This is a genomic window from Mesorhizobium sp. WSM3879, from assembly GCF_002294915.1.
GTDB lineage: Bacteria > Pseudomonadota > Alphaproteobacteria > Rhizobiales > Rhizobiaceae > Mesorhizobium.
Genome location: NZ_NSFZ01000003.1, coordinates 389,439 through 404,413 on the forward strand (window position 1 = coordinate 389,439; position 14,975 = coordinate 404,413).

General features: G+C 64.5%; 16 protein-coding genes. 7 read left to right on the top strand and 9 right to left on the bottom strand.

Going from position 1 to position 14,975, the window contains the following annotated elements; genetic code table 11:
* Positions 1–36 precede the first annotated feature (36 nt).
* From CK218_RS08535 to ccmA, 4 genes are all read right to left on the bottom strand, one after another.
* A complete protein-coding gene (locus tag CK218_RS08535; RefSeq protein ID WP_095782731.1) occupies positions 37–618 on the bottom strand; it encodes a DsbE family thiol:disulfide interchange protein in 582 nt (193 codons plus the stop codon).
* A complete protein-coding gene (gene ccmD / locus CK218_RS08540; protein WP_095782730.1) occupies positions 615–788 on the bottom strand; it encodes a heme exporter protein CcmD in 174 nt (57 codons plus the stop codon). Before ccmD ends, CK218_RS08535 begins: the two co-directional genes overlap by 4 nt.
* 128 nt (positions 789–916) lie before the next feature.
* Positions 917–1,582, bottom strand: coding sequence for a heme exporter protein CcmB (gene ccmB / locus CK218_RS08545; RefSeq protein WP_095827422.1), 666 nt, complete (start codon positions 1,580–1,582; stop codon positions 917–919).
* A gap of 40 nt (positions 1,583–1,622) precedes the next feature.
* Positions 1,623–2,225 carry a heme ABC exporter ATP-binding protein CcmA gene (gene ccmA, locus CK218_RS08550; RefSeq protein WP_066991924.1) on the bottom strand — a complete coding sequence of 201 codons (603 nt, stop codon included), beginning with the start codon at positions 2,223–2,225 and terminating at the stop codon, positions 1,623–1,625.
* 283 nt (positions 2,226–2,508) lie between these two features.
* Between ccmA and acnA the strand changes: the two genes are divergently transcribed.
* The 4 genes from acnA (at position 2,509) to CK218_RS08570 (ending at position 7,810) form a co-directional block, all read left to right on the top strand.
* Complete coding sequence (gene acnA / locus CK218_RS08555; RefSeq protein ID WP_095782728.1) at positions 2,509–5,199, top strand: aconitate hydratase AcnA; 2,691 nt, start codon at positions 2,509–2,511, stop codon at positions 5,197–5,199.
* Between the two features lie 350 nt (positions 5,200–5,549).
* Positions 5,550–6,338 (top strand): thioredoxin family protein, encoded by a 789-nt coding sequence (locus tag CK218_RS08560; RefSeq protein WP_066991763.1) that lies wholly within the window; start codon positions 5,550–5,552, stop codon positions 6,336–6,338.
* A gap of 64 nt (positions 6,339–6,402) precedes the next feature.
* Positions 6,403–6,996, top strand: a complete 594-nt coding sequence (locus CK218_RS08565; protein ID WP_095827423.1) for a GNAT family protein — start codon at positions 6,403–6,405, stop codon at positions 6,994–6,996.
* A gap of 427 nt (positions 6,997–7,423) precedes the next feature.
* Entirely contained in the window at positions 7,424–7,810 is a 387-nt protein-coding gene (locus CK218_RS08570) for a DUF2794 domain-containing protein (protein WP_095779977.1), read from the top strand.
* Here the strand turns inward: CK218_RS08570 and CK218_RS08575 are convergent.
* From CK218_RS08575 to CK218_RS08590, 4 genes are all read right to left on the bottom strand, one after another.
* A complete protein-coding gene (locus CK218_RS08575; RefSeq protein ID WP_095827424.1) occupies positions 7,807–8,382 on the bottom strand; it encodes a GNAT family N-acetyltransferase in 576 nt (191 codons plus the stop codon). The genes CK218_RS08570 and CK218_RS08575 overlap by 4 nt on opposite strands.
* A gap of 113 nt (positions 8,383–8,495) precedes the next feature.
* Positions 8,496–9,236 (bottom strand): Bax inhibitor-1/YccA family protein, encoded by a 741-nt coding sequence (locus CK218_RS08580; RefSeq protein WP_067323688.1) that lies wholly within the window; start codon positions 9,234–9,236, stop codon positions 8,496–8,498.
* A 244-nt stretch (positions 9,237–9,480) separates the two neighbouring features.
* Positions 9,481–12,021: an ABC transporter permease gene (locus CK218_RS08585; protein ID WP_095827425.1), complete on the bottom strand. Its 2,541-nt coding sequence runs from the start codon at positions 12,019–12,021 to the stop codon at positions 9,481–9,483.
* A complete protein-coding gene (locus CK218_RS08590; RefSeq protein ID WP_095827426.1) occupies positions 12,021–12,719 on the bottom strand; it encodes an ABC transporter ATP-binding protein in 699 nt (232 codons plus the stop codon). The genes CK218_RS08585 and CK218_RS08590 overlap by 1 nt, the downstream gene beginning before the upstream one ends.
* Positions 12,720–12,803: 84 nt before the next feature.
* Between CK218_RS08590 and CK218_RS08595 the strand changes: the two genes are divergently transcribed.
* The gene (locus CK218_RS08595; RefSeq protein WP_067323694.1) at positions 12,804–13,445 is read left to right on the top strand and encodes an arylesterase; all 642 of its coding nucleotides are present in this window, start codon (positions 12,804–12,806) and stop codon (positions 13,443–13,445) included.
* Between the two features lie 121 nt (positions 13,446–13,566).
* Entirely contained in the window at positions 13,567–14,163 is a 597-nt protein-coding gene (gene thpR / locus CK218_RS08600; RefSeq protein WP_066991784.1) for an RNA 2',3'-cyclic phosphodiesterase, read from the top strand.
* On the opposite strand, the gene CK218_RS08605 is transcribed toward thpR, so the two are convergent.
* Complete coding sequence (locus tag CK218_RS08605) at positions 14,067–14,585, bottom strand: low molecular weight protein-tyrosine-phosphatase (protein ID WP_082980364.1); 519 nt, start codon at positions 14,583–14,585, stop codon at positions 14,067–14,069. The genes thpR and CK218_RS08605 overlap by 97 nt on opposite strands.
* A 49-nt stretch (positions 14,586–14,634) precedes the next feature.
* Here CK218_RS08605 and CK218_RS08610 point away from each other — a divergent pair, with 49 nt between their 5' ends.
* Positions 14,635–14,928 (top strand): 4a-hydroxytetrahydrobiopterin dehydratase, encoded by a 294-nt coding sequence (locus CK218_RS08610; RefSeq protein ID WP_066991930.1) that lies wholly within the window; start codon positions 14,635–14,637, stop codon positions 14,926–14,928.
* Positions 14,929–14,975 lie beyond the last annotated feature (47 nt).

Sequence of the window (14,975 nt, forward strand, 5' to 3'; positions counted from 1 at the left end):
CTTGCCTCGCACTGGAATGACGACGCAAAGGGGCGCCTAACCCGAAACCGCCAGGGCCTTCTCGATCTGCGGCAACAGCAAATCCTTCGCCGATTCCGGCGTCAGCGGCCCGACATGCTTGTAGGCAATCTTGCCGTCCTTGCCGATGACGAAGGTCTCAGGCACGCCGTAGACGCCCCAGTCGATCGCCGCGCGCCCGGCCGGATCGACGCCGATCGCCTGGTAGGGATTGCCGAGATCGCCAAGGAAGCGACGGGCGTTTGCCGGCTCGTCCTTGTAGTTCAGCGCGGCAAGCGTGAACCGCTTGTCCTGCGACAGCGCCAAAAGCACCGGATGCTCTTCCCGGCACGGCGCGCACCATGATGCGAAGACGTTGACCAGCGTCACCTTGCCGGCGAAGGATTTCGAGTCCAGCCCTGGCAGGTTCGAGCCTTCGAGCGGCGGCAGGTTCGTCTGCGGCGCCGGCAGGCCGATCAGAGCCGAGGGAATTTCAGACTCGTCGCGGCCGGACAAAAGCTGCGACAGGAACAACCCCGCCAAACCCAGGAATACCAGCAGCGGAAGCAGCACGAACAGGCGGCGACGGGGCGATGCCGGGGCTCCGGTTTCCGCGCTCACGGCTTCGCCGTCCCGGCCTTGTCGGAGCGCCGCCGCACGCCGGCCGCGTCGAGCGCCGCGAGCTCACGCTTGCGCGCCCGCTGGTCGAGCAGGATCCAGCCGATCAGCCCGACGAGCACGATCGCGCTGATGGCATAGGCGGCGGCGACATAGAGAGCATGCGCGCTCATATCAGCCGCTCCATCTGCGCACCTTCCGCGCCTGCCATGCCAATCCGTTCGACCATGCCTTCCCTTAACTCTGCGTCACATGCCGCGCAATCAGGCGCGGCGCCGCAGTTGAGAAACGCCCCAGCGCCTCAATCCGTCCCGTGCCGCAACGCCAGCGCCGCGGCCAGCGGTCCGACCACGGCAAGAAACAGCGTCAGCGCGGCAAGAATGAGGAAGGGCTGCAGGAACGGCGCGGGATCGGCCACCGCGCCATAGCTCGCCGAGACGCCGAAGATCAGCACCGGAATGGTGAGCGGCAGCACCAGCACGGAGATCAAGAGCCCGCCGCGCGGCAGCGCCACAGCCACAGCCGCTCCGGCGGCGCCGATGAAGGTTATGGCCGGCGTGCCGACAAGAAGCGTAAATGCCGTCGCGCCGATACCGAGCGGCTCCATGTTCATGAACAGGCCGAGCAAAGGTGCCGCCATCACCAGCGGCAGCACGCTGCCCGCCCAATGCGCCAGACACTTGGTCAGCACCGTCAACGCCAGCATGTGACGGTCGCCGTTGAGCACCAGAAGATCGAGCGAGCCGTCCTCCCGATCGGCCTGGAAGAGGCGGTCGAGCCCAAGCAGGCAGGCGAGCAGGGCAGCGATCCACAGGATCGCCGGACCGATGCGCGACAACAGGTTGAGGTCGGGCCCGACGCCGAACGGGATTGTGGCAATCACCGCCAGGAAGAAGATGACGCCGATCAGCGCGCCGCCGCCGGCGCGGATGGAGAGGCGGACATCGCGGAGGAAGAGGGCTAGCATGACTTGGTATGCCTTCGCCCAGGGGTGCCTCGCGCCGACATCAGTCACCCATCCTCAACGTCTTTGCTCCCTCGAGCCCGAGCGGCAAATGCGTGGCCGCCACGATGATGCCTCCCTCTCGGCAATGCCCTCTCATCAACCCGGCAAACCGCTCCTCCGAAGCCTTGTCCAGCCCTGCGGTCGGTTCGTCGAGCAGCCAGACCGGCCGGCGGCTGACCAGGAGCTTCGCGATCGACGCGCGCCGCCTTTGCCCGGTCGAAAGGTAGCCGAACGGCAGGTGCCCGAGCCCATCCAGTCCGACCGTCTCCAGCGACTGCCCCACGCTCAAACCAGCCTCGCCCTGGAAGGCGCGCCAGAAGCCCAGGTTTTCTTCGACGCTGAGGGCGGTCTTCATCGCATTGAGATGGCCGAGATAGTGCGAGGCCGAAGCGACCGATGGAAACTCGTCGCCGCCGCCCTCGACCTTCACCTTGCCTTCGGCCGGCGGCAGCAAGCCGGCGATGACCCGCAAAAGGGTCGATTTGCCGGCGCCGTTCGGCCCGGTGACGACGAGTGCCTCGCCCCTGTCGAGGGCGAATTCGATGCCGGAAAAAACCGTCTCGTCGCCGCGCTCGCCGCCCAGATTTTCGGCGATCAGCCGCATCCTTGCCCGTCCCGAAAGCACCGTTTCGCGGCCGCCGCCGCATCGCACAAATTTGCTTTTCGACTGTCTAGAACTATTCTAGAAAATTCTCTATATGCGGTTCATCCGTGCCAGCGGTCGGCGCGGGAACAGAACTAGCGCCGAACCAGCGCACGCGCCGCCTTCAACGGCTCGGGTTGCTCGGGAGCGGACAGCGGAAATGGCCGTACCCGCACCTTTGCGCGTGATTGCATGCCAACGGCGTCCGTTCCCTTTCAGGCTGAACAGACAAGGACGGATCGCCGTGACGAAATCCCTCGATAGTTTCAACTGCCGCCGCACCCTGACCGTGGGTGGCGCGGACTATGTCTATTTCGACCTCGCAGAGGCGGAGAAAAACGGCCTTGGCGGCATTGCCCAGCTGCCCTATTCGATGAAGGTGCTGCTGGAGAACCTGCTGCGCAACGAAGACGGCCGCTCGGTCACCAAGGAAAGCATCCAGGCGGTCGCGGCATGGCTCACCGACAAGGGCACTGCCGGCGTCGAGATCGCCTACCGCCCGGCGCGCGTGCTGATGCAGGATTTCACCGGCGTTCCGGCCGTTGTCGATCTCGCGGCCATGCGCGACGGCATCAGGGCGCTCGGCGGCGATCCGGAGAAGATCAACCCGCTGGTGCCGGTGGATCTCGTCATCGACCACTCCGTCATCGTCGACGAATTCGGCACGCCGATGGCCTTCGCCCGCAATGTCGAGCTCGAATATGAGCGCAACGAGGAGCGCTACAAGTTCCTGAAGTGGGGCCAGCAGGCCTTCCGCAACTTCCGCGTCGTGCCGCCGGGCACCGGCATCTGCCACCAGGTCAATCTCGAATATCTGGGACAGGTCGTGTGGACCAACGCGGAAGAGGGCGAGACCACAGCCTATCCCGACACCTGCGTCGGCACCGATTCGCACACCACCATGATCAACGGCCTGGGCGTGCTCGGCTGGGGCGTCGGCGGCATCGAGGCCGAGGCCGCGATGCTTGGCCAGCCGGTCTCCATGCTTCTGCCGGAAGTGATCGGCTTCCGCCTCACCGGCAAGCTCAAGGAAGGCGTCACCGCCACCGACCTGGTGCTCACCGTCACCCAGATGCTGCGCAAGAAGGGCGTCGTCGGCAAGTTCGTTGAGTTCTTCGGCCCAGGCCTCTCCAACATGACGCTGGCCGACCGCGCCACCATCGGCAACATGGCGCCGGAATATGGCGCCACCTGCGGCTTCTTCCCGGTCGATAGCGAGACCATCCGCTATCTGACGATGTCCGGCCGCGAGGAAAGCCGCATCGCGCTGGTCGAGGCCTATTCCAAGGCGCAGGGCATGTGGCGCGACGCCGGCTCGGCCGATCCGGTCTTCACCGATCTGCTCGAGCTCGATCTCGGCGACGTCGTGCCGTCGATGGCCGGCCCGAAGCGCCCGGAAGGCCGCGTCGCGCTGCAGGATATTCCCGCCGGCTTCGCCAAGGCGATGGAGACCGAGTACAAAAAGGCCGTCGAGATCTCGAAGCGTTACGCCGTCGAAGGCACCGCTCACGATCTCGGCCATGGCGACGTCGTGATCGCCGCCATCACTTCGTGCACCAACACCTCCAACCCGAGCGTCTTGATCGGCGCCGGCCTGTTGGCCCGCAACGCCAACCGGCGCGGCCTGAAGCAGAAGCCGTGGGTGAAGACCTCGCTGGCGCCCGGAAGCCAGGTGGTCGCCGAATATCTCGAGAAATCCGGCCTGCAGAAGGAACTCGACCAGATCGGCTTCAACCTGGTCGGCTTCGGCTGCACCACCTGCATCGGCAATTCCGGCCCGCTGCCGGCGCCGATCTCCAAGACCATCAACGACAAAGGCTTGATCGCTGCCGCGGTGTTGTCCGGCAACCGCAACTTCGAAGGTCGCGTTTCTCCGGACGTCCAGGCGAACTATCTCGCCTCGCCGCCGCTGGTGGTGGCGCATGCGCTGGCCGGCACCGTCACCAAGGACCTCACTACCGAGCCGCTCGGCGAGGGCAGCGACGGCAAGCCGGTCTATCTCAAGGACATCTGGCCGACCTCGGCCGAGATCCAGGAGTTCATCGAGAAGAACGTCACGCGCGAGCTTTTCGCCCGCAAATATGCCGACGTCTTCAAGGGCGACGAATATTGGCAGAAGGTGAAGGCGCCGGAAGGCCAGACCTATGCCTGGGACGATCATTCGACCTATGTGCAGAACCCGCCTTATTTCGCCGGCATGGGCCGCGCCTTCGGCAAAGTGGGCGACATCAAGGGCGCGCGCGTGCTTGGTCTCTTCGGCGACAAGATCACCACCGATCACATCTCGCCGGCCGGCTCGATCAAGGCGGCTTCGCCGGCAGGCAAGTACCTCACCGAGCACGGCGTCGGCGTCGCCGACTTCAACCAGTACGGCACGCGGCGCGGCAATCATGAGGTGATGATGCGCGGCACCTTCGCCAACATCCGCATCCGCAACCACATGCTGGGCGAGAACGGCCGCGAAGGCGGCTACACGATCCACTATCCCTCGAAGGAGGAGATGTCGATCTACGATGCCGCCATGGAATACAAGAAGGAAGGCGTGCCGCTGGTCATCTTCGCCGGCGTCGAATATGGCAACGGCTCCTCGCGCGACTGGGCAGCCAAGGGAACCAACCTCCTTGGTGTCCGCGCCGTCATCGCCCAGTCCTTCGAGCGCATCCACCGCTCGAACCTGGTCGGCATGGGGGTCATCCCCTTCGTCTTCGAGGACGGCACCTCATGGGCTTCCCTCAACCTCAAAGGCGACGAGCTGGTCGAGATCGACGGCCTGGATGCCATCAAGCCGCGCCAGAAGATGACGGCCAAGGTCACCTATGGCGACGGTACGCTGAAGAACGTGCCGATCATCTGTCGCATCGATACGCTGGACGAACTCGACTACTTCAAGAACGGCGGCATCCTGCAATACGTGCTGCGCGATTTGGCTGCGTAGCGACAGGGAATAGGCGGTAGGCATAGGCAGGGGGAGATTTTCCCACTGCCTGGTGCCTGCTGACGTCCTAGTTAAACTGCGGCAGGCCAAGCATTCTCCGGCCCGGCTCAAAGTCCAAGTCCGATTGGCGCGCAATAGAAATCCTCCGGAGCAGCAAACTTACCCCTTCGCGGCGATGCGGTCCCGAAATCGAACCGGGTCGAAGAATGCAGTGGCCCCTCCTGTCGCCGCCTTACCTGCGGTCGGCGACAAAATTTCACCGCAACGTGACTTCCCGTTGACTGTCCGTTCTGCCACATATTTTAGCAACCAGAACAAGGCCGGCGTGACCGGCGGGAATCGGAACGGTCATGGCATTGCGAGGACCATTGCGGCTTACGGCAGTTGCGCTGGTCCTCACGGCGTTGAGCCGCGTGGCCTCAGCAGCCGAGCTTGAGAAAGTCGCGACCGGCAAGCCGCAGACTGAAAAGCCTTTGGGCGTCGTCGAGTTGTTCACCAGCCAGGGCTGCAGCTCCTGTCCGCCGGCCGATGAATTCTTCGCCGAGCTGGCGGCGAAGGAAAATGTCGTCGCGCTCGCATATCACGTCAATTACTGGGACTATCTGGGCTGGCAGGACACGCTGAGCAACAAAGAGAACACCGAGCGGCAGTATGACTATATGCGCGCCTTCGGCAGCCGTTCGGTCTATACCCCGCAAGCCGTCATCAACGGCCGCAGCCATGTCAACGGCGCCAACCGCAAGGAGATAGACGGCGCGCTGGCCCGCATGGACAGGACCGGCGAGGGCATGCGGGTCGGCATCAAGGTGAGCCGCACCAGCGATCGGGTCATGATTGACGCCGGCGATGCCGGCAATGGGCCGACCGATGCCCATGTGGTGATCGTCTATTTCGATCCGCCGCAGATGGTGAAGATCGGCCAGGGCGAAAACAGCGGCCGCAACATGACCTATTGGAACGCCGTTTCCGACATCCAGATCGCCGGCATGTGGAACGGCAAGGCGCAGCGCTACGAGCTGCCGATGACGGAGATTGCGAAGAAGGGCGGCTGTGCCGTGCTGCTGCAGTCCGTCGGCAAGGACGGCGTCCCGGGACCGATTCTCGGCGCCGCGCTCATCCGCAAGCCTGACCGGCTCTGACGGCTCCGCTGACAAAACCTGATCGCCGACGAAAGCCGGCCGGGGCCCACGAAGCAGAGCATCCATGGCAAAGCGACCCGAGCCGCACCCGATTCTCCTGACGACGCGGCTGCGCCTGCGTCAGTTCAGGGCTGAGGACACGGATGCGATGCACGAATGCTTTGCCGACCCGGAGGCGATGCGGTTTTGGAACGCACCAGTCCACACCAAGCGGACCGAGACCGAGCGCACCGTGCTCAGATATGTCGCCTGCACCCCGTCCTACCATCGGCACTGGGCGGTCGCCGACATTGAGACTGACCGCTGCCTCGGCCTCGTCAGCTATCACGATGGCCACATCCGCAACAAGCGTGCGGCCATCGGCTATTTCATCAACCCCGCATATCAGAGCCGGGGCATGGCCACCGAGGCTGTCTCGGCGATGCTCGACTTCTGTTTCGACGATCTCGGCCTGCACCGTCTGCAGGCGTTCATCGATCCCAACAACACCCCGTCGCGCAAATTGGTCGAGAAACTCGGATTCGGGCGCGAAGGCCTACTGCGCGATCATCTGCGTGTCGGCGGCATCTGGCGCGGTGAGATCCTGTATGCGCTCCTTAGGACTGGTCGCTCATCCAGCGCAGCGGTTCCAGCTCTCATTCCTGATCGTGCATTGTGATGACGCCCGCCTGGCCGCGAGACAGGGGCCGGCGGGCCAGAGCGGACAGGCATGAAAAAACCGGCGTCAGCTTGCTTCTGACGCCGGTTATTCAGGTTTTGGGATCGTCGCACCTGATTTTTCCAAGGAAAAACCGAGGTTGGTTCGATCCGACGCTGACCCGTGGGCGGGGGGCTTGGGGTTTACGAGCCGGTGCCGGACCGAACCGTCTCAGGCAACGCGGGTAAACTCGTCGGACATTGGGGCATGAGCGCGGATAATTTGTGGCGACAATGTGGCAGAGCATCACCAATTCCAACACGCGTTTTGCAAACGTGACTGGACCTTTCGGAAACGGCGGACCGCAAGCCTGCTTCGCCGGCCCTTGCAATTCGGCCGCGAAAGCGCGAACCTTGGCCGGCGCAAGATTCAATCGAAGGATCGCGGCATGACCGATCACAGCAGCGGGACGGAGGATGGGGAAGCATCCGGAATACTGATCCCGCTGCATGAGGCGCGCAGCGCACGCCTCGACCAGCCGGTGCGCTTCGACCGGCGCGAGCTCGACCAGATCCTAAGGCTTTACGGACGCATGGTGGCGGCCAATGAATGGCGCGACTATGCGATCGACCATCTTTCCGATCGCGCTGTCTTTTCGGTCTTCCGCCGCGCCAGCGAAGTGCCGCTGTTCCAGATCGTCAAGGACCCGAAATTGGCGCGCCGACAGGGCGCCTTCGCCGTCATCGCCGCCGGCGGACGGATCCTCAAGCGCGGTCAGGAACTCGGCCGCGTGCTCGGCGTCTTCGATCCCAAGCTGAAGCTGGTCGAAGCTTAACTATCCAATTTGCCGCGAAATCTCCGCTCCGGCAGTGACTCCGGATCCGGCGGCACTTCCGCGCCGCCGTTGAGCGGCAGCTGCATGAACACGGTGTCCAGCCAGCGCCCATGCTTGTAGCCGGAGCCTTCCAGGCGCCCGGAGTGACGAAAGCCGAGCTTCTCGTGCAGGCGCACCGAGGCGCTGTCGGCATGGCCGTCGCCGATCACCGCGACGATCTGGCGAAAGCCGGCCAGGCGTGCCGCCTCGATGAGCGCCAGCATCAGCAGGCGGCCGATGCCCTGGCCCTTGGCCTCGGGCGCCACATAGACCGAGTCCTCGACGGTGAAGCGATAGGCGGGCCGGGGCCGGAACGGTCCGGCATAGGCGTAGCCGAGCACGACGCCCTCCCTTTCAGCCACAAGATAGGGAAAGCCGCCTCGTGCCAAACTGTCGAATCGATCGCCCATTTCGGCGCGGCTGGGCGGCTCCAGTTCGTAGCTTGCGGTGCCGCGCGTGACCGCGTCCGCATAGATTTCGGTTATTTGGTCGAGGTCGGCCGCAGTAGCGGCTCTGATCGCCAGATTGCTCATAATTTGTGCAGTTCTTCCTGTTGCCTCAATATCAGCAGAGGAGCGCACAAAAGGAAAGGGCGGCCGTTGGGCCGCCCTTTCCGAAGTCTATGGTCCAGCCGGACGGCTACCGTTTAGCGGCGGTCGCCCATGAACTGCAGCAGGAACATGAACAGGTTGATGAAGTCGAGATAGAGCTGCAGCGCGCCCATGATCGCCTTGCGGCCGGCGACATCCGCGACGTCACCCTCGAAATACATCTCCTTGATGCGCTGCGTGTCGTAGGCGGTGAGGCCCGCGAACACCAGCACGCCGATCGCCGAAATGGCGAAGGCCAGCGCCGACGACGCCAGGAAGATGTTGATGACCATCGCGATCAGCAGCCCGATCACGCCCATGATCAGGAACGAGCCGAACGCGCTCAGGTCGCGCCTGGTCGTGTAGCCGTAGAGCGACAGGCCCCCGAAGGCCGCGGCCGTGGCGAAGAAGGTCTGGGTAATGCTGGTGCCGGTGTAGACGAGGAAGATCGTCGACAGCGACAGGCCGACAAGGCCGGCATAAACCCAGAACGTGGTCTGCGCCGCAGCCACGCTCATCGATTGGATCCTGAAGGACAGGAACATCACGGCAGCGAGAGGCGCCAGGATAACGACCCAGCGGAACGCGCTAGCATAGATGAGCTGGCCGAAGGCGGTGAGCTGGCCGTCGCCGGTGACGGCAAGCTGGAATGCGCCCCAGGCGGCAATGCCTGTGATGAGCAGGCCAAGCCCCATCAGGTTATAGACTTTGATCATATAGGCCCGCAGGCCCTGATCGATATCGACGCGCGCGCCGGAGGCGGCGGACGTCTGGTAGTTGCGAATGGGATCAGCCATTGGAAATCCTCTATTGCTTCTGCCCCGTCCGGTGACAGGTCCTTGGAGCGACCTCCTTGGACCAGGCGCCGCTGGCGGGACTCCAGCATGCCTAGCGCGAAATATGAGCGTTCTCGACCTCAAGAACAAGACGGTAACGAGCGGTAACGCTTCGTGAGAAGGCAAAAGCCCGATTTTCAGCCTTTTCCCGCCGGCATTCTTACCAAGATTTAACGCAGACAGGCGATCGAAGGGCGCCGCCGGATCAAAGCTCGCGCAGCACCGGCGCCGCCTTGTGGCCAAGCACCCGCCAGGTGCCGGCAAGGCCGATGCCGACGGTGACGGCGAGCGAGACGAGGATCGTCGCCACCGCAACTTCCGGCATGAAGTGCGACGGCAGCGTCATGATGCGGGCCACCACGAACCATGCCGCGACGCCGCCCGCGGCAAGCGCGAACAGCGCTGTCGCAAGACCGATCAGCACATATTCCAGCGAGAAGGCCGCAATCAGCGTCCTCCTTGTCGCGCCGAGCGTCTTCAGCACCACCGCGTCGTGGATGCGCGCCCGGTTGCCGGCGGCCAAAGCCCCGGAGAGCACCAGCACGGAGGCGATCAGCGCCACGCCGGCTGCGGCGCGGATCGCAGTGCCCAGCTGCGCGACCAGCCGGTTGACGATGTCGAGCGCGTCCTTGACCCTCACCGTCGTCACTGCCGGAAAGGCGCGGGTGACAGCGTTGAGCAGCCGCGCGTCGTCGGCCGTGGTGGCCTTTCTGTCGGTCAGCGTCGCCAGCCAGCCATGCGGCGCGCCGGCGAACGTATTGGGCGAGAAGATCATGACGAAATTGATACCCATGGTTTCCCACTCGACCTGGCGGAAGCTGGCTATTCTTGCCGTCACGTTGCGGCCGAGCACGTTGACCGTGACCGTGTCGCCGAGCTTCAGCCCGATCGCTTTGCCTTCCTCGGCCGAGAACGACACCAGCGGCTCGCCGGAATAGTCCTGCGGCCACCATTTGCCTTCGGTCAGCGTAGCGTTTTCCGGCTGCTTTGCGTCATAGGTCAGCCCGCGGTCGCCGCGCAGCACCCAGGCGCCGTCGGCGGGGACCTTCACCTTGTCGACGTCGATGCCGTTGAGCGCCATGATGCGGCCGCGCAGCATCGGCACCTTGACCAGCATCCCTTGCGGCGCTTCCTTTTCGACCAGGCCGGCAAAGGCATCGACATCGCTGCTCTGGATGTCGACGAAGAAGAAGTTGGGCGCCCGCTCCGGCAGACTGCCGGAGATCTGGCGTCTGAGATTCCCGTCGATCAGCGCCAGCGTCACCAGCAGCGTCAGGCCGAGCCCGAGCGACAGCACCACCGATGGCGTCAGCGCGCCGGGCCGGTGAATATTGCCGAGCGCCAGCCTGAGAGAGACCGAGCGCAGCCGCGGGCTTCGCCGGGCCAGCCATTGGACCAGCGCAGCCACCAGCCGCAGCACCAGGAAGGCAAAGGCGGTGGCGCCGACGAAGATCGAGGCGATGCGCCGAGCGTCGGCGAAAAGGATGGCGAGCGCCGCCAGCGCGAGCACGATCGTCAGCGCGGCGCCGACATAGGGCAGGCGCGGCAGGCCGCGGCTTTCGAACCCCATTTCGCGAAACAGCGCCGTTGCCGGCACGTCGCGGGCGCGGCCGAGCGGCAGCAGCGCGAAGGCCAGCGTCACCAAAAGGCCGAACAGGGCCGCGATCGCAAGCGCGCCGGGATAAAAGCCGCCTTGCGCCGGCACCGGAATGACCGACTGCAGGAGCGCGCTCGCCACGAACGGCATTGCCGCACCCAGGATCAGGCCAAGCACGATGCCGAGGCCGGCAATCAAAAGGATCTGCACGAGATAGATGGTGAAGACGAAGCCCCCGGAGGCGCCGAGGCTCTTGAAGGTGGCGATGACGCCGCGCTTGCCGTCGAGATAGGCGCGGACCGCATTCGCCACGCCGACGCCGCCGACCACAAGCGCCGTCAGCCCGACCAGCGTCAGGAACTGCGAGAAGCGCTGGATGTTGGCGGAAAGCGCCGGCGCTGCGTTGCTGCGCGTGCGGATCGACCAGCCGGCCTGCGGAAAATCCTTCGCCGCTTCGGCCTGAATGCCTTTGATGCGCGCCTCGCTCGCGCCATCGGGCAGTCGAACCTTATAGGCGTTCTCGACCAGGCTGCCGGGCTGAACCAGCCCTGACGCGACCAGCCCGTCGTGCGAAATCATCAGCCGCGGCGCGAAGCCGAAACCGTCGGAAATCGCGTCGGGTTCGCTGACCAATCGGGCCCTCAGCTCGAACGTTGTGCCGCCAAGCTTCAAGCGGTCGCCGATATGCAGATTGAGGCGATCGAACAAGAGATCGGGCGCGGCGGCGCCGAAGATGCCGGATCTCTCGCCGAACAACTCATTCCTGGGCAGCTGCGGATCGGTCTCCAGCGTGCCGTAAAGCGGATAGGCGTCGTCGACCGCCTTGGCTTCGACCAGCGCCTGGTCGGAGCCGTCCTCGAGCCGCGCCATCGAGCGCATGCCGGAATTCAGCGAGACCGTGCCGAGGCTCTTGATGAAGCCGAGCTCGGCGTCCGAAGCGCTGCGCTGGTTGATCTGGAAGCGCAGGTCGCCGCCGAGCAGCGTCTGGCCCTGGTTGGCGACGCCGGCGGTAATCGCCTGCGCCACCGAATTGACGCCGCCGATCGCCGCGACGCCAAGCGCGATGCAGGCGAGGAAGATCATGAAGCCGGACAGCCCGCCGCGCATCTCTCGCAGCGAGAAGCGGAGGGCCAGTCTCAAAGTCCGCATCAGGCCGGCACCTTAGCCTGTCTTGGCGCGTCCTCGATGCGTCCCGAGCGCATCGACACCTGGCGCGAGCAGCGGGCCGCAAGCGCCGGATCGTGCGTGACCAGCACCAGCGTCATGCCGCGCTCCGTCGCCTTGGCGAAGAGGAGGTCGGCGATCTGCTTTCCCGTCGCCTGGTCGAGGTTGCCGGTCGGCTCGTCGGCAATGAGGATGCGCGGCGAAGGCGCCAGGGCCCTGGCGATCGCCACGCGCTGCTGCTCGCCGCCCGAAAGCTCTCCCGGATAGTGCGTCACGCGGTCGCTCAAGCCGACCGCCGCGAGCTCCTGCGCGGCCACCCCGAACGGGTCGTTGTGCCCGGCGAGCTCCAGCGGCACCGCGACATTCTCGAGCGCCGTCATGTTGGGGATGAGGTGGAAGGATTGGAAGACAATGCCGATGTTTCGCCCCCGAAATGAGGCAATCTGGTCCTCGCTTTTGCCGTTGAGCAATTCTCCGGCGATCCGAACCGTGCCCGAATCGACCCTTTCCAGCCCGGCCAGAACCATCAGCAAGGTGGACTTGCCGGATCCCGACGGGCCGACGATCCCGGTGGCTTCGCCGGCGGCCACATCGAGGCTGACACCCTTCAGCACATGGACGGAGGAAGCGCCCTCGCCGAGCGTCAGCGAGACATCCCTCAATGCGATGACGGCTTCTGTCACAATGAATGCGCCCTATATGGTGGAAGAAGGAGGCAAAAAATGTCTCCTTTGCATGAATCGTGTCGGTCATATGGGGCTCGCCGCATGGCTTTCAAACACTCAGCTGCCGCAGCCCTCACTCTTCTCCTGGTGGTTTGCGGTGCCATTTCGCCGGCGCGCGCCGATACGTTCAAGATCGTCGGCTTCGGCGACAGCCTGATGGCGGGGTTCAGCCTTGGTCCCGATGAGGGCTTCACCGATAAATTGCAGGCGGCCTTGAAGGCAAAAGGCCTCGACGTCGCCGTCGGCAATGCCGGGGTTTCCGGCGACACCACAAGCGGCGGCCTCGCGCGGCTCGACTGGTCGGTGCCCGACGGCACCGGGCTCGTCATCCTTGAGCTCGGCGCCAACGACATGCTGCGCGGCGTCTCGCCCGAGATCGCCGAGAAAAATCTCGACGCTATGTTGGCCAAGTTGAAGCAACGGAACATCCCGGTGCTCCTGGCAGGCATGCTTGCAGCGCCCAATCTCGGCGCCGAGTACCAGAAGGCCTTCGACGCCATCTACCCGAAGCTTGCCGCGAAATACGCCGTTCCGCTCTATCCGTTTTTTCTTGATGGGGTCGCCGGCCACCCGGCCATGCAGCTGGAGGACGGCCTTCATCCCAACCCGAAGGGAATAGACGTCATGGTCAAAGGCATTCTACCGGTCGTGGAAAAGGCCATCGCCGCCAAGGGCGGCGCGTGATGAGACCAAAACGCCACGGTTTCCCCAGGGGAAAGCTTGTGGACAACAAACCGCTTGCCCCGCATGGCTATCGATGATTCGCTAGGGGCGAGAGTTTCGATTCGAGGACAGGAGGCTTCCCATGCCACGTCTTTTCACCGCCCTCGAAATTCCGCGTGATGCCGCGCTTTCACTCTCGCTGCTCCGGGGCGGCCTGCCCGGAGCCCGCTGGATCGACGTCGAAAACTATCATCTGACGCTGCGCTTCATCGGCGATGTGGAGGGCCATATCGCCGACGACATCGCCAATGCGCTCGATCGCGTCAACCGTCCCTCCTTCCCCCTGGCGCTCTCCGGCGTGGGCGCTTTCGGCGGCAAGAAGCCGCACGCCGTATGGGCCGGCGTGTCCGCCTCGCCGGACCTGGTGGCACTGCAGGGCGAGATCGACCGCATCTGCCAGCGGCTCGGCCTGCCGGCCGATCCGCGCAAATTCTCGCCGCATGTGACGCTCGCGCGCCTGCGCAATTCGAGCCCGGCGGATGTCGCGCAATATCTGTCGGCGCGCGGCAACTTTTCCACGCTGCCCTTCCGGGTCGGCCGCTTCGTCTTGATGTCGTCGCGCGATTCGGTCGGCGGCGGCCCCTACATCGTCGAGGAAGCCTGGCCGCTGGTCGGCGCCGATCCGCTCGCTTCCAGCCGCTTCGCCAGCGCCTCCGACGCCTCGCGGATCATGCGGTAGACCGAAACGAAGGCCTGCTGGTCTTCGTAGTAAGGGTCCGGCACATCGCGCGCATTTCCGCTGGCAAACTCCAGGAAGAGATGGATGCGGTCGCGCGCGGCCTGCGGCGCCAACGCCTTCAGATCGCGCACATTTGTCCGGTCCATGCCGAGAATCAGGTCGAAGCGCGAGAAATCGTCCAGCGCTATCCTGCGCGCCTTTTGCGCGGAAATGTCGATGCCGTGCCTTGTGGCAACCGCGATCGAACGCGGATCGGGCGCGGAGCCGACCTCCCAGCCGCTGGTCGCGGCCGAATCGAGAAGGATGTCCCGACCTTCCCCGCGCTCGGCCCACACGGCGCGGAAGACGCCTTCGGCCAAGGGCGAGCGGCAGATGTTGCCGAGGCAGACGAACAGAATGGATTTTATGGGCTTTGCGCTCATCGATCCGGCGCTATGGTTGGATTACCTCCGAATAGCACGGGAACCCGACATGACCAGGGAAAAACTCAACAAGGAAGCGATCACCGCAGCGCTGGCGGAACTCGAAGGCTGGTCGCTGGCCGCCGACGGCGCCTCCATCAAGCGCAGCTTCGGCTTCAAGAACTTCTCCGAGGCCTTCGCCTTCATGACCCGCGTGGCGCTGGCCGCCGAGAAGATGGACCACCACCCGGACTGGTCGAACGTCTACAAGACCGTCGACGTCACGCTGAACACGCATGACGCCGGCGGCGTCACGGCGCTAGACATCGAACTGGCGAAGCGAATGAACCGCTATTTCGGCTAACGACTGCCGATAAGTCCGTTCCGATTTTCCGGGTCGGCAACGGTGGA